A 22,015-nucleotide genomic window follows, 5' to 3' on the forward strand; every position below is an offset into this window, starting at 1 on the left:
TTTCCGCCGTGCCCGACACCCGTCCCCGTCGTACCTTCGCCGTCATCAGCCACCCCGACGCGGGCAAGTCGACCCTGACCGAGGCGCTCGCGCTGCACGCGCGGGCGATCAACGAGGCCGGCGCCGTGCACGGCAAGGGCGACCGGCGCGCGACCGTGTCGGACTGGATGGCGATGGAGAAGGCGCGCGGGATCTCGATCACCTCCGCCGCGCTGCAGTTCGCCTACCGCGACCACGTCGTCAACCTCGTCGACACCCCGGGCCACAGCGACTTCTCCGAGGACACCTACCGCGTGCTGTCCGCGGTCGACTCCGCCGTCATGCTGGTCGACGCCGGCAAGGGCCTCGAGCCGCAGACCCTCAAGCTGTTCCGGGTCTGCGCGCTGCGCGGCATCCCGGTCATCACGGTGATCAACAAGTGGGACCGGCCGGGCCTCTCCGCGCTCGGGCTGATGGACCTGATCCAGGAGAAGATCGGCCTGCGGCCCACCCCGCTGACCTGGCCGGTCGGCGAGGCCGGCGACTTCCGCGGCGTCCTGGACCGACGTACCGGGGACTTCGTGAAGTACACCCGCACCGCCGGCGGCGCCACCCGCGCCCCGGAGCAGCGCCTGGGTGCCGACGAGGTGGGCGAGGACGACCTGCAGGTGTGGCGCGACGCCGTCGAGGAGCACGAGCTGCTCGGCCTCGACGAGGCCGACCACGACCAGGAGCAGTTCCTCGCCGGCCGCACCACGCCGGTGATGTTCGCCTCCGCGCTGCAGAACTTCGGCGTCGCCCAGCTGCTCGACCTGCTGCTCGACCTGGCGCCGGCCCCGGGCGGGACCGAGGGCGTCGACGGCTCGGTCCGGGCCGTCGACGACGACTTCAGCGCGTTCGTCTTCAAGGTGCAGTCGGGCATGAACACCGCCCACCGCGACCGGCTCGCCTACGCACGGGTCGTCTCGGGGACCTTCGAGCGCGGCATGGTCGTCACGCACGCCGCCACCGGCCGGCCCTTCGCGACGAAGTTCGCGCAGGCGGTCTTCGGCCGCGAGACCACCTCGGTCGAGACCGCCGAGCCCGGCGACATCATCGGTCTGGTCAACGCCACCGCGCTGCGCGTCGGCGACACGATCTACGTCGGCGAGCCGATCGAGTACCCGCCCGTCCCGACCTTCGCCCCCGAGCACTTCGTGACCGCCAGCGCCGGCGACATCGGCCGCTACAAGCAGTTCCGCCGGGGCATCGAGCAGCTCGACCAGGAGGGCGTCGTCCAGGTGCTGCGCTCGGACCTGCGCGGCGACCAGAACCCCGTCCTCGCCGCCGTCGGGCCGATGCAGTTCGAGGTCGTCGAGGACCGGATGACCAACGAGTTCAACGCGCCGATCCGCTTCAACCGGCTCGACTACCAGCTCGCCCGGCGCACCGACGCCGCCGGCGCGGAGGCGCTGGCCGGGATGCGCGGGGTCGAGGTGCTCCAGCGCAGCGACGGCACCCGGCTCGCGCTGTTCGTCGACCAGTGGCGCGCGAAGGTCACCGCCCGCGACAACCCCGACGTGATGCTCGAGGCACTGCCGGCCGGCGGCAGCTGAGGAAACCGCACGTCGACCGCGCCGGCGACGCCTAGGCTCGCCGCTCGTGAGCAGCCGCCTGTCGCCGCTGGCGACGCCGGCCTTCCGCTGGTTCTTCCTCGGCGAGGTCGTCAACCGCGCCGGGTCGTCGATGGCCGGGGTGGCGCTCGCGTTCGCCGTCCTCGACATCAGCGACTCCCCCGGGGCGCTCGGCCTGGTCGTCGCCGCGTGGACGGTGCCGATGGTCGCCTTCATGCTGCTCGGCGGGGCGATCGCCGACCGGCTGCCCCGCGCGGTCGTGCTGCGCGGCTGCAACCTCCTCCAGGGCGCCGTCCAGGCCGCCACGGCCGCGCTCGTGCTCGCCGACGTGGCCGAGATCTGGCACCTGGTGGTGCTGCAGCTCGTCGCAGGCACGGTCTTCGCGGTCAGCTACCCCGCGTTCCACGGCATGGTGCCGATCCTGCTGCCGGTGGGCGAGCGCAAGCCGGCGTACCTGCTCGTCAGCCAGTCCGAGAGCGCCGTCGGCATCGCCGGTCCCGCACTGTCGGGCCTCCTCGTCGCGACCGCGGGGCCCGGGTGGGCGCTGGCGGCGGACGCCGCAACGTACGTCGTCGCCGCGGCGTTCCTCGCGCTCGTGCGCCTGCCTCCCGGGGACCGTAGCCGGGCGCGGCCGAGCGTCATCGGCGACTTCGTCGCGGGGTGGTCCTTCGCGCGCAGCCTCGGCTGGGTCATCCCGGTCGCCTCGGCGTCGTTGGTGTTCAACGCGCTGATGAGCGGCGCGCTCGGGGTCCTCGGGCCCACGATCGCCGACGACACCATCGGCAGCGAGGGCTGGGGCCTGGCGCGGTCGGGCCAGGCGGTCGGCGTGTTCGTGGCGGCGTTCTTCCTGGCCCGGGTGACCCTGCGGGTGCCGCTGCGGACGTGCGTGCTCGGATTCGGCCTCAGCGCCGTCCCCATGCTCGTCCTCGGGACGTGGGTCGACACCTGGCTGCTGGCCGCGGCGTTCGTCGTGGCCGGTGCCGGGCTGAGCCTGATCGACCTGGCCTGGAACCTCACCGTGCAGGAGAAGGTCCCCGAGGCGATGCTGTCGCGGATCATGTCGATCGACGGGTTCTTCTCCTTCGTCGCCATGCCCGTCGGCCAGCTCGCCATCGGGCCGCTCGCCGTCGCGATCGGTGCCGGTCGCACGCAGCTCGTGTGCGCGGTGCTGATGGTCCTCGTCGTGGCCGTCGCCGCCACCCGGCCGACGATCACCCGCGTCCGGCTCACCGGCTCCCCGGACGCGCCCGCCTGAACGTCGGTCGCCGGCCCCGGCGGAATCTCCACGCCCCTGCGCCGGTTGGGCCCCTGGAACCCGCAACCCCGCGACCCAGGAGGCAGCACCCCGTGAGCCAGCTCTTCACCCCGATCACCCTCCGCGACGTCACCGTCCGCAACCGGGTCTGGGTGGCGCCGATGTGCCAGTACTCCGCCATCGACGGGATGCCGGACGACTGGCACCTGGTCCACCTCGGCTCGTTCGCGCGCGGCGGGGCCGGGCTGGTCATCACCGAGGCCACCGCGGTCGTGCCCGAGGGGCGGATCTCGCCCCAGGACACCGGCATCTGGAACGACGAGCAGCAGGCGGCGTGGGCTCGGATCGTGGACTTCGTGCACGGGCAGGGCGCCGCGGCCGGCATCCAGCTCGCCCACGCCGGGCGCAAGGCGTCGACGTACTCCGGCTTCACCGGCGAGCGCGGCGGCGTCCCCGACACCGAGGGCGGCTGGCGGCCGGTCGGACCGTCGGCGGACCCGTTCCCGGGCCTGCGCGAGGACGTCGAGGAGCTCGACGCGGACGGCGTCGCGCGCGTCGTGACGGCCTTCGGCGACGCCGCCGAGCGCGCGGTCGCCGCCGGCTTCGACGTGCTGGAGGTGCACGCGGCGCACGGCTACCTGCTGCACGAGTTCCTCTCCCCGCTCTCCAACCACCGCACCGACGCGTACGGCGGCTCGTTCGACAACCGCGCCCGGCTCGTGCTGGAGGTGGTCCGCGAGGTCCGCGGGCGGGTCGCTGCGGGCGTGCCGGTCGTGGTGCGGCTCTCCGCGACCGACTGGGTGGAGGGTGGCTGGACCGCCGACGAGACGGTGCGCCTGGCGTCGCTCCTCCGCGAGGAGGGCGTCGACCTGGTCGACACCTCCACCGGCGGGAACGTGCTGGCCGACATCCCGCTCGAGCCGGGCTACCAGGTGCCGTTCGCCCGGCGCGTCCGGACCGAGGCGGGCATCCCGTCCGGCGCGGTCGGCCTGATCACCGAGCCGAAGCAGGCCGAGGACGTCCTCGCCGACGGCTCCGCCGACGTCGTCCTGCTCGCCCGCGAGCTGCTGCGCGACCCGCACTGGCCGCTGCGCGCCGCCCGGGAGCTCGGCGTCGAGGGCACCGACCTCTGGCCGGTGCAGTACCGCCGCGCGGCACGCTGACCCGCTGACCTTCCTGGACCGCTCGCCCTCGGACACCGGGTCGTGGAGACGCCCGGGCTCAGCCCTCCGCGAACGGCGTGAGCAGCTGGTCGACAGGCGCGCGGTCGTCGGTGAGGACGTCGGCGTCGCCGACCCAGGCGTCCAGGTCGGCGTCGGCGCGGACCTCCCAGCCGAGGTCGCGATCGGCGAGGCCACGCGTGACGGCGGCGAGGTCGAGCGGCTCGTCCGAGGCGACGACGACCACGTTGCCGCCGGCCGTCCGGTCGAACGCGCCGGGCCGCGCGACGAGCGCCACGTGGTCGAAGACCTCACGGAGCGTCGCCACCTCGGCGCGGGCGAAGGCGAGCGGTCCGTGGTCGATGAGGTTGGCGGCGTACACACCCTCGCGGCGGAGCACGCGCCGGACCTCGGCCACCGCCTCCCGGGTGGTCAGGTGCCACGGCACGCTGACGCCGCCGAAGGCGTCGCCGACGACGAGGTCGCGGCTGTTGTCGGCGAGCGAGGCGAGCCCGAGCCGGCCGTCCTCGACCCGCACCTCCAACGCGGGCCCGGTCTCGAGGCCGAGCAGGTCGCGGTCGACGGCGACGACCCCGGGGTCGATCTCGGAGACCAGGCTCGTCGTGCCCGGCCGCGTCTCGGCGAGGTAGCGCGGCAGGGTCAGGCCCCCGCCACCGAGGTGGTACGCCGCCAGCGGCTCGCCCGCGGGGAGGACCGCGTCGACGACGGACGCGACCGCCTGGACGTACTCGAACTCCAGGTGGGTGGCGTCGGAGAGGTCGACGTAGGAGTGGCGCAGCCCGTCGAGCACCAGCACCCGACCCGAGGAGCGCTCGGGGTCGGTGTCGACGCGCGCGCAGTGGTACTGCGTCTCGACGTCGCAGCCGCCCGGGGCCACCGCGGCCGCCAGCCCGCCGAGGCCGGTCCCGGCCAGCACGAGCGCCAGCGTCGGGGCGACCCCCCGCGGGCCGCGCACCCGCACGCCGACGACGACGGCGGCCAGCGCCAGGAGGACGCCGAGCCCCACGAGGATGCCGCTGATGGGGACCGCCGAGACGAGCACGAAGCCGGTGAGCACCGTGCCGACGATCGAGCCGGCGGTGCCGATGCCGGAGAGCCGGCCGACGACGGTGCCAGTCTCGGCGAGGGAGGTCAGCGCGAGCTTGGTGACCATCGGCGTGACGGCCGAGAGCAGCGCGCCCGGGACGCCGATGGTGACCGCGGTGGCGAGCAGCAGGAGCGAGCCGCCCGCGGACTCCGCGGCCCCGCGGACGAGGAACGGCGTCGCCGCCACGACGACCCCGGACCCGCCGAGCAGCGGGGCGAGCGCGCGCCGCGGGTCGACCACGTCGGCCGCGCGGCCCCCGGCCCACGAGCCGAGCGCGATCGCGGCCAGCGCGAGGCCGATGACCAGCGTGTTGGTCTCCAGCGTCAGCCCGAGGTAGGGCGCGAGCAGCCGCAGGGCGACCAGCTCGACGACGAGCACCGCCGCCGAGGACCCGAAGACCAGGGCGGCCGACTCGCGGGGCCCGGGCACCACCCGGCCGGCGGGCGGACCGGACCCCGGCACGCGGCTCAGCCGATCCGGTCGATGACCAGCGGCTGCGGGGTGACCTCGGTGCCGGCCGGCGCGACGTCGTACCCACCCTCGAGCGAGGCGAGCGCCCGCTCGAAGCGGTGCTCGTCGTCGGTGAGCAGGGTGAACAGCGGCTGGCCCTCGGTGACCGCGTCGCCGGGGCGGGCGTGCCAGACGACACCGGCCCCGGCCTGCACCGGGTCCTCCTTGCGGGCGCGGCCCGCGCCGAGGCGCCAGGCGGCGAGCCCGACGGCCATCGCGTCCAGGCGGGTCAGCACGCCGGTCGACGGCGCCACGACGACGTGGGACTCCCGCGCGACCGGCAGCTCCGCGTCGGGGTCGCCGCCCTGCGCACGGATCATCGCCTTCCAGGCGTCCATCGCCGAGCCGTCGGCCAGCTTGTCGGCCGGGTCGGCGTCGGTGACGCCTGCGCCGGCGAGCATCTCCCGGGCGAGCGCGAGGGTCAGCTCGACCACGTCGGCCGGACCGCCACCGGCGAGCACCTCGACCGACTCCGCGACCTCGATCGCGTTGCCGGCGGTGAGCCCGAGCGGGGTGGACATGTCGGTGAGCAGCGCGGTCGTGCGGACGCCCGCGTCGGTGCCCAGCGCGACCATCGTCTCTGCGAGCTCGCGGGCGCGGTCGACGTCCTTCATGAAGGCGCCGGAGCCGACCTTGACGTCGAGGACGAGCGCCCCCGTGCCCTCGGCGATCTTCTTGCTCATGATCGAGGAGGCGATCAGCGGGATCGCCTCGACGGTGCCGGTCACGTCGCGCAGCGCGTAGAGCTTCTTGTCCGCCGGGGCCAGGCCGTCGCCGGCCGCGCAGATGACCGCGCCGAGCGAATCGAGCTGGTCGAGGATCTCGGCGTTGGACAGCGAGGCGCGCCAGCCGGGGATCGCCTCGAGCTTGTCGAGCGTCCCGCCGGTGTGGCCCAGCCCGCGGCCGGAGAGCTGCGGGACGGCGACGCCGCACGCCGCGACGAGCGGCGCCAGCGGCAGGGTGATCTTGTCCCCGACGCCGCCGGTGGAGTGCTTGTCGGCGGTGGGCCGCGAGAGCGAGGAGAAGTCCATCCGCTCCCCCGACGCGATCATCGCGCCGGTCCAGCGGGCGATCTCGCGGCGGGTCATCCCGTTGAGAAGGATCGCCATCGCCAGCGACGACATCTGCTCGTCGGCGACGGCGCCGCGGGTGTAGGCGTCGACCACCCAGTCGATCTGGCTGTCGGACAGCTCGTGGCGGTCCCGCTTGGCGGTGATCACCTCGACCGCGTCGTGGGCGCCCGCGTCGTTCGTCATCGAGTTCCTTCCTTGGCCAGGTCGTCCGGTCCGAACGCCTGGGGCAGCACCTCGGTCATGGGTCGCACGCCGAGGGGGGTCATCACCTGGAGAGCGGCTCCGCCGTTCTCCCACAGCAGCTGGCGGCAGCGGCCGCACGGCATGATCACCGCGCCGTCGCCGTTGACGCACACGAAGTGGGTCAGCAGGCCGCCGCCGGTGATGTGCAGCTGGCTGACCAGCCCGCACTCCGCGCACAGCGTCACGCCGTACCCGGCGTTCTCGACGTTGCAGCCCACCAGCGTGCGACCGTCGGCGGTCACGCCGGCGGCGCCGACGCGGTAGCCGGAGTACGGCGCGTACGCGTGCCGCATCGCCTCGGTCGCCGCCTCCTGGAGCGCCGCCCAGTCGATGTCGTCGGCCACCGGGTCAGCCCTTCACGTACGGCTCGCCGTCGGCCGCCGGCGGGCGGACCCGACCGACGAAGCCGGCGACGGCGATGATCGTGGCGAGGTACGGCGCGGCGCCGAGCAGCTCGCCCGGGACCGGCTGCACGAACGACAGCTGGTTCTGCAGGTTCCACATGAAGCCGAAGAACACCGCGGCGAACGTCGCGCCGACCGGGTGCCAGCGGCCCATGATCACCGCGGCGAGCGCGATGAAGCCGGTGCCGGCCGAGACCTCGCGGTCGAAGGCTCCCGTGGAGCCGACGGTGTAGTAGGCGCCGCCGAGCCCGGCGAAGACGCCCCCGAGCAGCACGGCCTGCCAGCGGACGCGGTCGACCTTGATGCCGACCGTGTCGGCGGCCTTGGGGTGCTCGCCGACCGCGCGGACCCGCAGCCCCCAGCGGGTCTGGAAGAGCAGGAAGCTGACCAGGGCGACCGAGGCGTACATCAGGTAGACCAGCAGGGTCTGGTTGAAGAGCGCGTCCCCGACGACCGGGATGTCGGCGAGGACCGGGATCTCGATCTTCTCCAGCACCTGGGGGTCGTTCAGCGTCTCCTTGTGCTCGCTCGGGATCTGGCCGAGCAGGAAGCTGGTCAGGCCCGTCGCGAAGGCCACCAGCACGACGCCGAGGACCACCTGGTTGACGTGGTAGCGCAGGGCGAACCAGCCGAGCATGGCCGCGATCAGCACGCCGGCGACCACACCGCCCAGCAGTCCGAACGCCGCGCACAGGCCGACCGGGATGAAGACCAGCGAGCTGTAGGCGACGCTGGAGAACACCGAGGCGAAGAACGCGCCGGAGAGGAACTGCGCCTCGATCGCGATGTTGATGACGCCGGCGCGCTCGCACAGGCAGCCGGCCAGCGCGCCGAGCACCAGCGGCGTCGCGATGCGGATCGTGCCGGGGATCGGGTTGGCGATGAACGCCTGGAAGCCGCCCTCGCCCTGGTCGGTGTAGGCCCACATGAGGAAGCCGGCGTAGAACGCGAGGCCGACGAGCACGCCGAGCAGCGCACCCTTCCAGCCGCGCGGGAACCGGTCGAGCGCCGCCAGGACGAGCGCGGCCGCGGCGATCGCCACCGCGCCCCACGAGATGTAGGTGGCGTTGCCGTCCTTCGGCACGAACTCGGCGGTCCGCTTCTCGCCGAGCAGGTAGGTGAACTTCGGGTCCTCGATCAGCAGCGCGAAGGCGACGAGGGCGGCCAGCACCACCGCGAAGGTGATGACCAGCCGGACCTGGCGGCGTACGTCGGCGCGGTCGCGGACCTGCGGCTCGGGAGCGGCCGCGGGGGCCTCGGTGGTCGTCGTCATCTCGTCCCTCACCAACCCGTCGCCATCACGTCGGCCTTGCGGCCCTGGCCGCGCAGCCGGAAGATCCCGCGCACCAGCGCGGGCGCCGCCACGAAGAGCACGATCAGCGCCTGCAGCACCTGCGTGAGCTCCGGCGGCACGCCGGCCGCGCCCTGCATGCTCAGGCCGCCCGCGGAGAGCGCGCCGAACAGCAGGCCGGCCAGCACGGTGCCCAGCGGCGTCGTGCGGCCCAGCAGCGCGACCGTGATCGCGTCGAATCCGACGGTGCCCGCGACCTGGTCGGTCAGCGAGTCCTGGCGGCCCAGGACGGTCATCGTCGCGGCGAGACCGGCGAGCACGCCGGCCAGCGTCATCGCCAGCACGTAGACCCGCGCGACGCTCATGCCGGCGGTGCGGGCGGCGTCGGGGTTCGCCCCCACCGCGCGCATCTCGAAGCCGAGCGTGCTGCGCTCGAGCAGCCACCACACGAACAGCGCGGCGACGACGGCCAGCAGCACGCCGAGGTGCACGCCGCCGATGGTCGGGTACGCCGCGCTGTCGTCGACCGGCGGCGACAGCAGGTTGTCGCTGTCGGGGCGCTGGAGCGCCTCCTTGCCGAGGAAGTAGAGCATCGTGAAGCGGCCGACGTAGTTGAGCATGATCGTGGTGATCACCTCGTGCGCGCCGGTGCGGGCCTTGAGGACACCCGCGATCGCGCCCCACAGGCCGCCGGCGACCAGCGCGCCGGCGAGCGCCGCGAGCAGGTGGATGCCGGCCGGGAGGTCGTAGTGGAAGCCGATGAACCCGCCGACGAGCGCCCCGAGCAGGATCTGGCCCTGGGCACCGATGTTGAACATGCCGGCGCGGAACGCCAGGCTCACGCCGAGGCCGGCGCAGATCAGCGGGGCGGCCCGCTCGAGGGTGCGGGTCCAGGCGGTGCCGGACCCGACCGAGCCGGAGATCAGGGCGCGGTAGCCGTCCCAGATCGCCTCGCCGGAGAACTTGAAGAAGTCCCAGGGGTAGCTGAAGAAGTAGCTCAGCGACTCCACGACCCGCGGGGTCGAGAACATGATGAGCACGGCGCCGACGACCAGCGCGAGGACGACCGCCGCGATGCTGTCCACGACGGTGGGCAGCCACGAGGCCAGGTCGCGGTCGCGCCCGGCCTCCTTCTTGCCGGCCGGTACGCCGCCCTGGGTGGTCGTGCCCTGGCCCTGGTCGCCCGCCGGCGGCGGGGTCCCCGGGTTCCCGGGGCCCGCGGGGCCGGCCGGGCCGTTCGGGGTCTCGCTCATGCCGCACCACCGTTCGCGGCTGCAGGGGTGCTGGCCCCGGCCATCATCAGTCCGATCTCCTCACGGGGGATGCTGGGGTCGACGGTGCCGACGATGCGGCCGTCGTACATGACCGCGATGCGGTCGGAGAGCGCGTAGATCTCGTCGAGCTCGGTCGACACGATGATCACCGCGGTGCCGCGGTCGCGCTCGGCGACGATCCGCTTGTGGATGAACTCGATCGAGCCGACGTCCACGCCGCGGGTCGGCTGGGAGGCGATCAGCACCTTCAGCGGCCGGGAGAACTCCCGGGCCACCACGACCTTCTGCTGGTTGCCGCCGGACAGGGACGCCACCGGCGTCTCCATCGTCTCGGTGCGGATGTCGAACTCCTCGATCCGGTGCCGGGCGTTGGCCTCGATGGCGTCGCGCCTGAGCACCGGCCCGCGGGAGAACTCGTCGTTGCGGAACAGGTCCAGCACCAGGTTCTCCCGGACGCTGAAGGACCCGACGAACCCGTCGTGCGAGCGGTCCTCGGGGACGTAGCCGATCCCCTCCTCCAGGCTCTGGCGCGGGCCGTGACGGCTGATGTCGCGGCCCTCGACGAAGATCTGGCCGGCGTCGGGCCGCACCAGCCCGAGCAGCGACTTGATCAGCTCGGTCTGCCCGTTGCCCTGGACGCCCGCGATGCCGAGCACCTCGCCGCCGCGCGCCTCGAACGAGACGTCCTTGACGACGAGGTGGCCGCGGGGGTCGACCACGCTGACGTGGCGCGCCTCGAGCACGACGTCGCCGGCCGTGGGGGCGGCCTTGTCCACGGTCAGCTGCACCGAGCGGCCGACCATCAGCTCGGCCAGCTCGGCCTCGCTGGCCGACGGCTGCGCCGTACCCACCACCTTGCCGCGGCGGATCACGCTGATCCGGTCACCGATCGCCTTGACCTCGCGCAGCTTGTGGGTGATGAAGATGATCGAGGTGCCCTGCTCCTTGAGCCCGCGCATGATGCCCATGAGCTCGTCGATCTCCTGCGGCGTCAGCACCGCGGTCGGCTCGTCGAGGATGAGCACCTTGGCGTCGTTGGCCAGGGCCTTGAGGATCTCCACGCGCTGCTGCACGCCCACGGGGAGGTCCTCGACCAGCGCGTCGGGGTCGACCGCGAGGCCGTAGCGGTCGGAGAGCTCGCGCACGAGCCGGGAGGCGGCGCGGCGGTCGAGCACGCCGGCGCCGCGGGTCTGCTCGCGGCCGAGCATGACGTTCTCGGCGACGGTGAAGACCGGGACCAGCATGAAGTGCTGGTGGACCATGCCGATGCCGGCGTCGATGGCCTCGCCGGGCGTGGCGAAGGTGACCGGCGTCCCGTCGGCCACGATCTCGCCCTCGGTGGGGTCGAGCAGGCCGTAGAGCATGTTCATCAGGGTGGACTTGCCGGCACCGTTCTCGCCGAGGAGGCAGTGGATCTCGCCGGGCTCGACCGTGAGGTCGATGTGGTCGTTGGCGGTGAAGGAGCCGAACCGCTTGGTCAGCCCCTTGATCTCCAGCTTCATGGTCTCCTCGACTGGTGTGCCGGTCGCGGCGCGTCGTTGCGCCGCCGGCCGTCCGCACCCGGTCCCGGGCTCCGGACGACCACAAGACGATAAGGGGCAGGCCGGGGGTGGGTCGCCCCGCCCCGGGCCTGCCCCGCTGGCCCGCCCGGCCCGCCGGGTGGCGGGACGGGCGGACCGAGGTCACTCGACGGTGATCTCGCCGTCGATGATCTGCTGCTTGAGCTCGTCGATCTTGCTGGCGAGCTCGTCGTCGATGTCAGCCTCCGGGCCGAACGGCGCCAGGCCGACGCCCTCGTTCTCCAGCGTGCCCTCGTAGAGCTCGCTGGAGAAGGTGCCCTGCGCCGACTCGAGGATGGCCTGCTCGACGGCGACGTCCATGGCCTTGACGACCGAGGTCAGCAGCACGTCGCAGTACTCGGCGGCCGACTCGCAGCCGTCGGTGTCGACCCAGATGGCCTTGACGTCGTTGTCCTGGGCGGCCTGCAGGCCACCGAGGCCCGCGGGACCGGCGACCGGGAAGATCACGTCGGCACCCTGGGTGATCATCTCCTCGGCGGTGGACTGACCGAGGGTCTTGTTCTCGAAGTCGTTCGTGAACGAACCCTCCTGGGTCTCGGGGTTCCACCCGATGACCTGGACGTCGGCGCCCTCGTCCTCGTTGTACTTCTGGACGCCCTGGTAGAAGCCGTTCATGAAGATGGTGACGGTGGGGATGTTGACGCCACCGAAGGTGCCGACGGTGCCGGTCTCGGACTTCGCCGCGGCGAGGTAGCCCGCGAGGAAGGACGGCTCGGCGGTGTTGAAGGTCAGGCCCTTGACGTTCGGCTGCGGCTTCTCGTAGGCGAAGTCGACGATCGAGAAGTCGATGTCCTTGTTCTTCTTCGCAGCGGCCTCGGTGGCGTCACCGAGGAGGAAGCCGACGGTCGTGATGCTGTTGCAGCCCTGCTGCACCATCTCGTTGATGTTGTCGCCGAACTCCGAGGGAGCGTTGGACTCCACCTCGGCGGTCTGCACGCCGTAGTCCTCGGCGGCCTTGGTCAGGCCGGCGTACGAGGTCTGGTTGAAGGACTTGTCGTCGAAGCCGCCGGAGTCGGAGACGATGCAGGCCTTGAAGTCGGGGAACTGCTCGCTCGGCGCCTCGGAGGTGGCCTCGCTGGTGGGGGCCGACGAGGTCGGGTCGCTCGCGCTCTCCTCGCTGTCGCGCTCACCGCACGCCGTCAGCGAGAGGGCCACCAGCCCGGCCACCATTGCCATACGTGCCGTCTTCTTCACGGCATCCCTCCTGGGGTCTGTTTGTCGCTCTGTGTCGCTCGCCCCGGACGGGGCATCGAGACACCCTAAGGCGACCGGAGGACCCCGACGACCGGATCGGGGGCGTCGTGTCCCGGTTGTTACCTGCGCCGTGACCCGCCCGCTACCTCTGGACCCGGGCGGCCCGGGCGCCGGCTAGCGGTCGGTCGCCACCGCGGCGGCCGCCGCCTCGGCGAGCACCCGGGCCCCGATGCCGATCGCCCGCTCGTCGACCCGGAGGTCGCCCTGGTGCAGGTCGTACGTCGGCCCGCCCGGCGTACGCGTGCCCAGGCGCATCATCGCGCCGGGGACCTGGTCGAGGTACCAGCCGAAGTCCTCTCCGCCGAGGCTCTGCGGCGCGACCACCTGGCCGCCGTCGCCGAGCACGTCGTGCACGGCGCGGGCGAGGATCCGGTTGGAGATCGGCTCGTTGACCACCGGCGGCACGCCGCGCTGGTAGTCCACGACGGCCGTCACGCCGTACGGCGCCACGATCTCGTGCACGACCTCGCGCACGATCTGCTCGCAGTCGGCCCAGGCGACCGCGTCGAGGATGCGGACCGTGCCCGCCAGCGAGCCGACGTCGGGGATGACGTTGGGCGCGGCGCCGGCCCGGACCATGCCCCACACGACCGAGACGCCCGCGCGGGGGTCCATCCGGCGGCTGAGCACGGCGGGGAGCTCGGTGGTCACCTTGGCCAGCGAGAAGGTGAGGTCGCCGGTGAGGTGCGGGCGGCTGGTGTGCCCGCCGCGGCCCTCCAGGCGGACCTCGACCCGGTCGGCGGCGCTGGTCAGCGGGCCCAGCCGCAGCCCGACCTGGCCGACGTCGACCCCCGGGTCGCAGTGCAGGGCGAAGATCCGGTCGACGTCCTCGAGGACGCCCAGGCTCATCAGGTGCACCGCGCCGCCGGGCATGACCTCCTCGGCGGGCTGGAAGAACAGCCGCACTCGGCCGCCCAGCAGCCCCTCCTCGTGCACCCGCGCGAGCGCGAGCGCCGCCCCCACCACGGCGGTGGTGTGCACGTCGTGGCCGCACGCGTGCGCGACGTCCGGCACGGTGCTGCGCCACGGGTCGTCGGTGACGTCGTGCACGGGGAGCGCGTCGAGGTCGGCGCGCAGCGCGGCCACCGGACCCCGCTCCCCCAGCTCGGCGACGACGCCGGACCGCGGCATCCGGGTCACCCGCCAGCCGGCCTCCTCGACCCGATCGGCCACGAGCGCGCACGTGCGCTCCTCGTGCCAGGACAGCTCCGGGTGGGCGTGCAGGTCACGTCGCAGGTCGACGAGCTCCGCCTCGTGCTTCTCGACGGCCTCGCGGATCAGGTCGTGCACGCGGGGGTCCCTGGACATCAGGCTCCCCAGGTTAGTCCCCCGCACCGCACCCCTCGCGCCCCCCACGCACCCCCGCCTCGTGATGCCACGCGTGCGCCGGGGCGCACGGTGGGCATCACGAGGCGGGGAGCGGGCAGGGGAGAGGGCGGCGGGTCAGAGGCCGAAGCGCATGACCTTGCCGTTGGGGACGTCGCCGGGCTCGCCGGACAGGCCGGTCATCGCGTTGGTGGTGGCCCACAGGGAGCCGCCCTTGAGCTCGACCGCGGCAGGCATCGCCGGGCGCCGCACGACGACGCGGTCCCCGCCGCCGGCCGGGACCTTGGTGATCGCCCCGCCGAAGAGCTCGGTGACGTAGACGTCGCCGTTGGTGGCGACCGCCAGGCCGGTGACGCCGACGAAGCCGCTGACGTGCCGGGTGACCGTGCCGGTGGCCGGGTCGATCTTGAACACGCCGCCCTCCGCGCCGAGGAGCGGGTTCTCCGGGCCGAGGCTGCTCACGTAGAGCGCGCCGTCCCGGCCGACCTCGATGTCGGTGGGCACCGCCTCGAGGTTGAGGGTGTGCCCCGCGACGCAGGGGTCCCACTCCTGCGCGGCCGCCGCCTCCTCGGAGACCTCGACCGCCACGGGCGGCAGGGCCGCCACGGGCGTCACCTCTCCCCCGGTGACGGCGAAGACCGCGTTGGCGCCGGCGTCCGCGACGTACACCGTGTCACCGGCGACCGCCGTGGCGTACGGGTGGGTCTCGGTCACGCCGCCGCGCGGCTCGGTGAATTCCGGCGCCTCGCAGCCCTCCTCGAGGCCCTGGAAGCCGTAGGCGTTCCCGGCGTCGGGGTCGGTCGCCCGCTCGGCCGCACCGATGTCGCCGATGGTGCGGGTCCTGCCGTTGCGGACCTGCCGGACGATGCCGCCCTCGTTCTCACCCCACGACACGGCGTAGGTGATGACGTTGCCGGTCACGTCGACGGCGCCGATCTCGCGGCCCTCCATCGCGGTGGCGACGACGACGGGCTTCTCGCCCTTGCGGACCTTCATGAGCCGGCCGGCGAAGTTCTGGGCGACGTAGGCGGTGCCGTTGGACTTCACCGCGAGGCTGAGCGGGCTGAGCAGCCCCTTGGCGACGACCTGGGCGTCGGCGGCCGGGGCGGGGGCGGCGGGGGCTGCCGTGGCGGCGCCGGTCGTCGGCAGGGTCAGGGCGAGCGCGGCGACCGAGGCCGCGGCGAGCGTGGTGCGCTTCATCGGGTTCCTCCAAGCAGGGGTGACTGTGGTCACGATCCTGCGCGGCCCGATGTCCCGTCCGCATGAGGCAGATGTCCCATCTTCGGGGGACCCGTCCGGGTCACTCCCCCGAGGTTCGCCCCTCGTCGTACGCCGCGAGGACGCGGTCGGCGGCCACGGTGGCGGGCAGCTCGCCGGCCAGCACCGCGGCGCGGACGTCGTCGCGGACGGCCCGGACCGCGGGCGAGTGCCGCAGCCGCTGCTCGAGCTCGTCGCGGACCATCGCCCACGTGAAGTCCAGCTGCTGCTCGGCGCGCTTGCGGGCCAGCCCGTCGGTGCCGAGGTGCTCGCGGTGGGCCAGGACCCGCTCCCACAGGTCGTCCACGCCGACGTCGGTCAGGCCGGAGCAGGTGACCACCGGCGGCGCCCACTCCTCCATGCCGCGCACGAGGCGGAGGGCGCCGGCCAGGTCGCGGGCCGCGACCCGCGCCTCGCCCTCGCGGTCGCCGTCGGCCTTGTTGACCGCGATGACGTCCGCGATCTCGAGGATGCCCTTCTTGATGCCCTGCAGCTGGTCGCCGGTGCGCGCGAGGGTGAGGAAGAGGAAGGTGTCGACCATCCCCGCGACCGTGACCTCGGACTGCCCGACGCCGACCGTCTCCACCAGCACCACGTCGTACGCCGCCGCCTCGAGCACCGCCATCGCCTGCACCGTCGCGCGGGCGACGCCACCCAGGGTGCCGGCGCTCGGCGAGGGCCGGATGAACGCCCGGGGGTCCGAGGCGAGCCGGCCCATCCGGGTCTTGTCGCCCAGCACCGACCCGCCGGTGCGCACCGAGGACGGATCGACCGCGAGCACCCCGACCCGGTGCCCGGCCGCGGTCAGCCGGCTCCCGAGCGCCTCGATGAAGGTGGACTTCCCGACCCCGGGCACGCCGGAGATGCCGACCCGGACGACCTCGCGGCCCCCGGAGACCTCGGCCAGCTCGGTCAGCAGCTCGCGGGCCAGCGCCCGGTGCTGCGGGCGCGAGGACTCCACCAGCGTGATCGCCTGGGAGACCGCGGCCCGCCGGCCGGCCCGGATCCCCTCGACGAGCGTGGGGACGTCCGGCGGCATCAGTGACCGAGCTGCTCGCGCAGCCGGGCCAGCAGGTCGAGCGCCGACTCGGCGATCACCGTGCCGGGGAGGAACACCGCGGCGGCGCCCATCTCCACGAGCGTCGGGACGTCGTCGGGCGGGATCACCCCTCCGATCACCATCATGATGTCGGACCTCCCCTGCTCGGCGAGCGCGTCGCGCAGCGCCGGCAGGAGCGTGAGGTGGCCCGCGGCGAGCGAGCTGACCCCGACGATGTGGACGTCGGCGTCGACCGCCTGCTGCGCGACCTCCTCGGGCGTGGAGAACAGCGGCCCCACGTCGACGTCGAAGCCCATGTCGGCGAAGGCGGAGACGATGACCTTCTGGCCGCGGTCGTGGCCGTCCTGGCCCATCTTCGCGACGAGGATGCGCGGGCGGCGGCCCTCGTTCTCCTCGAACTCCGCAGTGGCGGCGAGGACCTGCTGGACCAGGGTGCCGTCGCCCTCGCCGGCGGTGTCGCGGTACACGCCGGAGATCGTACGGATGACGGCCTGGTGCCGGCCGTAGACCTTCTCCAGCGCCTCGGAGATCTCGCCGACGGTCGCCTTGGCCCGCGCGGCATCGACGGCCAGCCCGAGCAGGTTGCCGTCGAGGCCCTGCCCCGCGCCCCGCTCGGCGCTGCCCGTGAGCGCCTCGAGCGCGCGGCGTACGGCGTCGTCGTCACGCTCCGCGCGCAGCCGCTCGAGCTTGGCGACCTGCTGGCGGTAGACGTCGTCGTTGTCGACCTTGAGCACGTCGAGCTTGTCCTCGGCGGCGAGCCGGTAGGTGTTGACGCCGATGACCTTCTGCGCGCCGGAGTCGATCCGCGCCTGGGTGCGGGCCGCGGCCTCCTCGATGCGCATCTTCGGGATGCCCTGCTCGATGGCCTTGGCCATGCCGCCGGCCTGCTCGGCCTCCTGGATGTGGGCCCAGGCGCGCTCGGCGATGTCGTGGGTCAGCCGCTCGACGTAGTAGGAGCCCGCCCACGGGTCGATCGTCCCGGTGGTGCCGCTCTCCTGCTGCAGCAGGAGCTGGGTGTTGCGGGCGATGCGCGCCGAGAAGTCGGTCGGCAGCGCGATCGCCTCGTCGAGGGCGTTGGTGTGCAGCGACTGGGTGTGGCCCTGGGTCGCGGCCATCGCCTCGATCGCGGTGCGCTGGACGTTGTTGAAGACGTCCTGGGCGGTCAGCGACCAGCCGGAGGTCTGGGAGTGCGTGCGGAGGCTGAGCGACTTGGGGTTCTGCGGGTCGAACTGGCGCACCAGGCGCGACCACAGCGCGCGGGCGGCGCGCATCTTGGCGACCTCCATGTAGAAGTTCATGCCGATCGCCCAGAAGAAGCTCAGGCGCGGCGCGAACTGGTCGATGGTCAGGCCGCTCTCGAGGCCGGCGCGGATGTACTCCACGCCGTCGGCCAGCGTGTAGGCGAGCTCCAGGTCGGCGGTCGCCCCGGCCTCCTGCATGTGGTAGCCGGAGATCGAGATCGAGTTGAACCGCGGCATCCGCTGGCTGGTGAAGGCGAAGATGTCGGAGATGATCCGCATCGACGGCGCCGGCGGGTAGATGTAGGTGTTGCGGACCATGAACTCCTTGAGGATGTCGTTCTGGATCGTCCCCGCGAGCTGCTCCGGCTTCACCCCCTGCTCCTCGGCCGCCGCGATGTAGAGCGCGAGCACCGGCAGGACGGCGCCGTTCATGGTCATCGAGACCGACATCTCGTCGAGCGGGATGCCGTCGAAGAGCGTGCGGGTGTCGTAGATCGAGTCGATCGCCACGCCGGCCATCCCGACGTCGCCGCGGACGCGCGGGTGGTCGGAGTCGTAGCCGCGGTGGGTCGCGAGGTCGAAGGCGACCGAGAGGCCCTTCTGGCCGGCCGCGAGGTTGCGGCGGTAGAAGGCGTTGGACTCCTCGGCGGTGGAGAAGCCGGCGTACTGCCGGATCGTCCACGGCTGGGTGGTGTACATCGTCGGATAGGGCCCGCGCAGGAACGGGCTCAGGCCCGGAAACGTGTCGAGGGCGTCGAGGCCGGCGATGTCGGCGTCGGTGTAGACGGGCTTGATCTCGATGCCCTCGGGCGAGGTCCACGCCTCGGCGTCCGGGGTCGTGGACGGCGCGCCCGCGCCACCGGTGAGCGGCAGGCCGGCGAAGCTGTTCGGGACCGTCATGACAGGTGCTCCCTCGTGCGGGTGAGGAACGCGAGGGCGTCGACGCCCATCGCGCAGGAGTCGTCGACGCCGTCGCGCGGCTTGCCCGCGACGACGACGTGCCGGGCGCCGGCCTCGCGCAGGGCGGGCACCAGCTGGTCGGCCCACTCGTCGTACGCCGCGTCGGAGCCGGCGAGGCAGACCACCGGCGTGGTCGAGGCGTCGTACGCCGCCACCACGTCGTCGACGCCCTGGGTCGGCCCGGCGAGCTCGACGGCGATGCCGCCGGCGGCGAGCAGGTTCGTCGCGAACGTCGCCCGCGCGGTGTGCGCCGCGACCGTGCCCATCGTCGCGAGGAAGACGGGTCGGGCCGCCGGGGCGTCGCGCAGCTCCTCGAAGGCGGCCCCGTAGCGGCGGACCGCCTCGGCGGCCGGGTCCGGCGTGCGCTCGGGCAGCTGCTCGGCGAGGTTCGGGAACTCGGTGAGCCCGGTGATCGGGCGCTTGCGGGTGGCGATCTCGCGCTCACGGCGCGCCACGGTCTCGGCGATCGCGTCGTCGAGAGACTCGCCGGAGTCGAGGCGGCCGAGCACCTCCCACCCGGCGACGGCCAGGTCGTCCGTGAGCTTCTCGACGGCGTACGAGCCGCCCGCCGGGTCGGCGACCTTGGCGACGTGCGCCTCGTCGACCAGGAGGTGTGAGGTGTTGCGGGCGATCCGGCGACCGAAGCCGTCGGGGCGGCCGAGCGGGGTGTCGAACGGCAGCACCGTGACCGCGTCCGCGCCGCCGACGCCGGCGGAGAACGCGGCGACGGTGGTGCGCAGCATGTTCACGTAGGGGTCGTACTTGCTCATCATCGGCCGGCTGGTCACGACGTGCTGGCGCTGCTCGGCCGGGGCGGCCTCGCTCAGCTCGAGCACGCGGGCCCAGAGCCGGCGGGCGGCGCGCAGCTTGGCGATGGTCGGGAACTGCTCGTCGGTCGCGGCGTACCGGAACTCCACCAGCGCGGCGGCCTCGTCGAGCCCGATGCCCGCCCCGGTCAGCACGCGGAGCACGCGGGCGGCCACCCACATCGAGTAGCCGAGCTCCTGGGCGTCGGAGGCGCCGAGGTCGTGGGCGACGGTCGCGTCGACGACGACGCCGAGCACGCCCCCCTCCTGCGCGAGGCGGGCGACGGCGACCAGGTCCTCCTCGGACGCACGGCCGTCGACGCCGAGGTTGGTGCCGTCCGCGGGCGTCGTGCCGCAGAGGTGCGCGAGGAACGCCTCGGCCACGGCGACCGGCGCGGTCGGCGCGTCGAGGACGACCGGGGCGAGGTCGAGCAGCACGCCCTCGAGCAGCGCCGGCAGGTCGGTGTCCGCGTCGGCGGTGAGCCACAGCGAGGCCACGCCGCCGTCGAGGTCGACGAGCGCCTCCTCGTTGGCCTGCTTCGCCGCGACCCCGGTCCCGCCGAGGTGCGCCCGCACGTCCCAGGGACCCACGCGGGTGGGCCGCCCCTCGGTGTGCAGGTCCTGGAGGAGGGACGGCGTGCCGAGCGGGGTGACCTCGATGCCGTCCAGCGTCGTGCGGGTCAGCTTGGTCCAGACCGTGGCGTCCGGGTCGTCGTCCCTGAGCCGGCGGGACTTGCGGAGCACCGCGGCCGCGGCCTGCTCCCAGTCCTGCACCGTCCAGCGGTCGCCGTCACCGGCCAGGTCGAGCGTGCCCTGTTCCGGCTCCAGCTCGGTCGGCTCGTCCAGGCCGCCCTCCACCGCGCCTTGGGGTTGCGTCATGGGGCGAACGATAAGGACGTGACGTGACGGTGACCACCGAGTGTGACCTTTTCGACCCGTCCGGTCCGGACGTCGCCGCTACGGTGCCGCTCGTGAAGGTCAAGGACCCCTCGGGCCAGACGTGGCGGATCACCCGTCGCTGGGTGCCGTGGCGGCGGCGGTTCAGGGACGGGCTGGACGCCGTGCCGAGCGGGAGCTTCTCCCTCGCGGGCGACGACCCCGTCAGCCTGGTGCTCTCCCTCCTCGCGGTCCTGCTGCTCCTGCCCTTCCTCCTCGTCGTCGCCGTCGCCTGGCTCGAGCTGCTCGTCCTGTTGCTCGTGCTGCCCTTTGCGGTCGCCTGGCGGGTGGCGCGCGGGAGGCACTGGCACGTCGAGGCGCGACGCGGCTTCACGCCGTGGTGGGAGGTCGACGCCGGCAGCTGGTCGGCCAGCCGGGACCGCATCGCCGCCGTCGCGGACGCCGTCCGCCGCGGCGACACCCCCGAGCGCACCATCGACGCCCCGCCGCTCGAACACCCCTGACCCGACCCGCAGGGCCCGGACGTTCACCCACCGTGCACGCCGACGCGGTCGGGGCGTCACCCGACGTCGTCACGGTGGGCGCATGCGGATCTCGATGGTGACCGAGACCTACTACCCGGCCGTCGACGCGACGACCACGACCGTCAAGGCGACGGTCGACCGGCTCGTCGACCTCGGCCACGAGGTGCGCCTGGTCGCACCGGCGCCGGGGCTGGCCGACTACCGCGGCTGCCGGGTCGACCGCGTCGGCCCGCTGGAGCGCACCGGCGCGCAGGTCCGCGCGTCGCTCGAGGCGTTCCGGCCCGACGTGGTCCACGTGACCTCGCCCGGGGCCCTCGGCCGCAAGGCGCTCAAGCACGCCCGGCGCCTCGGCGTACCCACCCTCGTGGTGCAGCAGGCCGCCCTCACCACCCCCGAGCTCGACCGGTGGCGCACCCGCGTCGCCGGCCGCGCCGACCGGGTGCTCGTGACCGCACCGTGGTTCGCGGCCCGGATGGCCGGCGCCGCGATCGACACGCAGGTGTGGCTCCCCGGGGTGGACACCGCGCGGTTCAGCCCGGCCCTGCGCGACCCGTGGCTCCACGACCGCTGGGCCCGGGCGCGGTCCGCGGACGGCCCGCGGGTGGTGGTCGGGTACGTCGGCGGGCTCCACAAGCGCCACGGTGTACGCCGCCTGGCGGGCCTCGCCCAGGTGCCCGGCATCCGTCCGGTGCTGATCGGCGACGGCCCGCAGCGCGACTGGCTCGCCGAGCGGCTGCCCGAGGCGCGGATCACCGGGGCGCTCGGCCCCGGCGACCTGGCCGTGGCCCTCGCCAGCCTCGACGTGCTCGTGCACCCGGGCGAGGAGGAGACCTGCTGCCACGTGCTCCGTGAGGCGGCCGCCAGCGGGGTGCCGGTCGTCGCGCCGCGCGCCGGCGGCGCCCGTGAGGTGGTGCGGCCGCTGGAGACCGGGTTGCTGCACCCGGTCGGCGACCCGCTGGGGCTGGCGCGGGCCGTGGCGGTCGTCGCGGGCGACCGGCACCGCTGGCTGCTCGGCGAGCGGGCCCGTGAGCTCGCCCTGGAGCGGTCTTGGACCGACGCGGTCGACGAGCTCGTGGAGCGTCACCTGGCGCCGCTGGCCACGCGGCGTACCGCCCTCGTCCCGGTGGGGTGACCAACCCCGGGACGACGTCCGAGGACCGCGCGAAGTTCCTGACCCGCCGGTAACAAGGCGTATGTCAC

The 22,015-nt window shown here is 73.6% G+C and carries 17 protein-coding genes; 5 read left to right on the forward strand and 12 right to left on the reverse strand.

Annotated elements, in window-relative coordinates:
- The first annotated feature begins 8 nt into the window (after positions 1 to 8).
- From QWY28_RS11915 to QWY28_RS11925, 3 genes are all read left to right on the forward strand, one after another.
- Positions 9 to 1,574, forward strand: a complete 1,566-nt coding sequence (locus tag QWY28_RS11915; protein ID WP_300952778.1) for a peptide chain release factor 3 — start codon at positions 9 to 11, stop codon at positions 1,572 to 1,574.
- 46 nt (positions 1,575 to 1,620) lie between these two features.
- The gene (locus tag QWY28_RS11920; RefSeq protein ID WP_300952779.1) at positions 1,621 to 2,847 is read left to right on the forward strand and encodes an MFS transporter; all 1,227 of its coding nucleotides are present in this window, start codon (positions 1,621 to 1,623) and stop codon (positions 2,845 to 2,847) included.
- 92 nt (positions 2,848 to 2,939) lie between these two features.
- A complete protein-coding gene (locus tag QWY28_RS11925; protein ID WP_300952780.1) occupies positions 2,940 to 4,010 on the forward strand; it encodes an NADH:flavin oxidoreductase/NADH oxidase in 1,071 nt (356 codons plus the stop codon).
- A 58-nt stretch (positions 4,011 to 4,068) separates the two neighbouring features.
- Here the strand turns inward: QWY28_RS11925 and QWY28_RS11930 are convergent, their stop codons facing one another.
- From QWY28_RS11930 to QWY28_RS11985, 12 genes are all read right to left on the reverse strand, one after another.
- Positions 4,069 to 5,577 carry a fused MFS/spermidine synthase gene (locus QWY28_RS11930; RefSeq protein ID WP_300952781.1) on the reverse strand — a complete coding sequence of 503 codons (1,509 nt, stop codon included), beginning with the start codon at positions 5,575 to 5,577 and terminating at the stop codon, positions 4,069 to 4,071.
- 5 nt (positions 5,578 to 5,582) lie between these two features.
- Positions 5,583 to 6,881, reverse strand: a complete 1,299-nt coding sequence (locus QWY28_RS11935; RefSeq protein ID WP_300952782.1) for a thymidine phosphorylase — start codon at positions 6,879 to 6,881, stop codon at positions 5,583 to 5,585.
- The gene (locus QWY28_RS11940; protein WP_300952783.1) at positions 6,878 to 7,285 is read right to left on the reverse strand and encodes a cytidine deaminase; all 408 of its coding nucleotides are present in this window, start codon (positions 7,283 to 7,285) and stop codon (positions 6,878 to 6,880) included. Before QWY28_RS11940 ends, QWY28_RS11935 begins: the two co-directional genes overlap by 4 nt.
- Before the next feature lie 4 nt (positions 7,286 to 7,289).
- Positions 7,290 to 8,618: an ABC transporter permease gene (locus QWY28_RS11945; protein ID WP_300952784.1), complete on the reverse strand. Its 1,329-nt coding sequence runs from the start codon at positions 8,616 to 8,618 to the stop codon at positions 7,290 to 7,292.
- Positions 8,619 to 8,626: 8 nt separating this feature from the next.
- Positions 8,627 to 9,889, reverse strand: coding sequence for an ABC transporter permease (locus QWY28_RS11950; RefSeq protein ID WP_300952785.1), 1,263 nt, complete (start codon positions 9,887 to 9,889; stop codon positions 8,627 to 8,629).
- Positions 9,886 to 11,412: an ABC transporter ATP-binding protein gene (locus tag QWY28_RS11955; protein WP_300952786.1), complete on the reverse strand. Its 1,527-nt coding sequence runs from the start codon at positions 11,410 to 11,412 to the stop codon at positions 9,886 to 9,888. Before QWY28_RS11955 ends, QWY28_RS11950 begins: the two co-directional genes overlap by 4 nt.
- A 180-nt stretch (positions 11,413 to 11,592) precedes the next feature.
- Positions 11,593 to 12,684 (reverse strand): BMP family lipoprotein, encoded by a 1,092-nt coding sequence (locus QWY28_RS11960; RefSeq protein WP_300952787.1) that lies wholly within the window; start codon positions 12,682 to 12,684, stop codon positions 11,593 to 11,595.
- Positions 12,685 to 12,858: 174 nt separating this feature from the next.
- Positions 12,859 to 14,052, reverse strand: coding sequence for an amidohydrolase (locus QWY28_RS11965; RefSeq protein WP_300952788.1), 1,194 nt, complete (start codon positions 14,050 to 14,052; stop codon positions 12,859 to 12,861).
- Between the two features lie 135 nt (positions 14,053 to 14,187).
- Positions 14,188 to 15,270: a ScyD/ScyE family protein gene (locus QWY28_RS11970; RefSeq protein ID WP_300952789.1), complete on the reverse strand. Its 1,083-nt coding sequence runs from the start codon at positions 15,268 to 15,270 to the stop codon at positions 14,188 to 14,190.
- 100 nt (positions 15,271 to 15,370) lie between these two features.
- Positions 15,371 to 16,366 carry a methylmalonyl Co-A mutase-associated GTPase MeaB gene (meaB, locus tag QWY28_RS11975; RefSeq protein WP_300952790.1) on the reverse strand — a complete coding sequence of 332 codons (996 nt, stop codon included), beginning with the start codon at positions 16,364 to 16,366 and terminating at the stop codon, positions 15,371 to 15,373.
- Positions 16,366 to 18,528 (reverse strand): methylmalonyl-CoA mutase, encoded by a 2,163-nt coding sequence (gene scpA / locus QWY28_RS11980; protein WP_300952791.1) that lies wholly within the window; start codon positions 18,526 to 18,528, stop codon positions 16,366 to 16,368. Before scpA ends, meaB begins: the two co-directional genes overlap by 1 nt.
- Positions 18,525 to 20,273 carry a methylmalonyl-CoA mutase family protein gene (locus QWY28_RS11985; RefSeq protein ID WP_300952792.1) on the reverse strand — a complete coding sequence of 583 codons (1,749 nt, stop codon included), beginning with the start codon at positions 20,271 to 20,273 and terminating at the stop codon, positions 18,525 to 18,527. The genes scpA and QWY28_RS11985 overlap by 4 nt, the downstream gene beginning before the upstream one ends.
- A gap of 92 nt (positions 20,274 to 20,365) precedes the next feature.
- Here QWY28_RS11985 and QWY28_RS11990 point away from each other — a divergent pair, with 92 nt between their 5' ends.
- Positions 20,366 to 20,794, forward strand: coding sequence for a hypothetical protein (locus QWY28_RS11990; protein ID WP_300952793.1), 429 nt, complete (start codon positions 20,366 to 20,368; stop codon positions 20,792 to 20,794).
- Between the two features lie 82 nt (positions 20,795 to 20,876).
- A complete protein-coding gene (locus QWY28_RS11995; RefSeq protein ID WP_300952794.1) occupies positions 20,877 to 21,947 on the forward strand; it encodes a glycosyltransferase in 1,071 nt (356 codons plus the stop codon).
- Positions 21,948 to 22,015 lie beyond the last annotated feature (68 nt).

This window comes from Nocardioides oceani, assembly GCF_030412965.1.
In the GTDB taxonomy this organism is placed as follows: domain Bacteria; phylum Actinomycetota; class Actinomycetes; order Propionibacteriales; family Nocardioidaceae; genus Nocardioides; species Nocardioides oceani.

Coding starts and splice junctions, on each gene's coding strand:
- QWY28_RS11965 (WP_300952788.1), bottom strand. CDS start 14,052: ATGTCCAGGGACCCCCGCGTGCACGACCTGATCCGCGAGGCCGTCGAG.
- meaB (WP_300952790.1), bottom strand. CDS start 16,366: ATGCCGCCGGACGTCCCCACGCTCGTCGAGGGGATCCGGGCCGGCCGG.
- scpA (WP_300952791.1), bottom strand. CDS start 18,528: ATGACGGTCCCGAACAGCTTCGCCGGCCTGCCGCTCACCGGTGGCGCG.
- QWY28_RS11950 (WP_300952785.1), bottom strand. CDS start 9,889: ATGAGCGAGACCCCGAACGGCCCGGCCGGCCCCGCGGGCCCCGGGAAC.
- QWY28_RS11945 (WP_300952784.1), bottom strand. CDS start 8,618: ATGACGACGACCACCGAGGCCCCCGCGGCCGCTCCCGAGCCGCAGGTC.
- QWY28_RS11985 (WP_300952792.1), bottom strand. CDS start 20,273: ATGACGCAACCCCAAGGCGCGGTGGAGGGCGGCCTGGACGAGCCGACC.
- QWY28_RS11955 (WP_300952786.1), bottom strand. CDS start 11,412: ATGAAGCTGGAGATCAAGGGGCTGACCAAGCGGTTCGGCTCCTTCACC.
- QWY28_RS11995 (WP_300952794.1), top strand. CDS start 20,877: ATGCGGATCTCGATGGTGACCGAGACCTACTACCCGGCCGTCGACGCG.
- QWY28_RS11935 (WP_300952782.1), bottom strand. CDS start 6,881: ATGACGAACGACGCGGGCGCCCACGACGCGGTCGAGGTGATCACCGCC.
- QWY28_RS11970 (WP_300952789.1), bottom strand. CDS start 15,270: ATGAAGCGCACCACGCTCGCCGCGGCCTCGGTCGCCGCGCTCGCCCTG.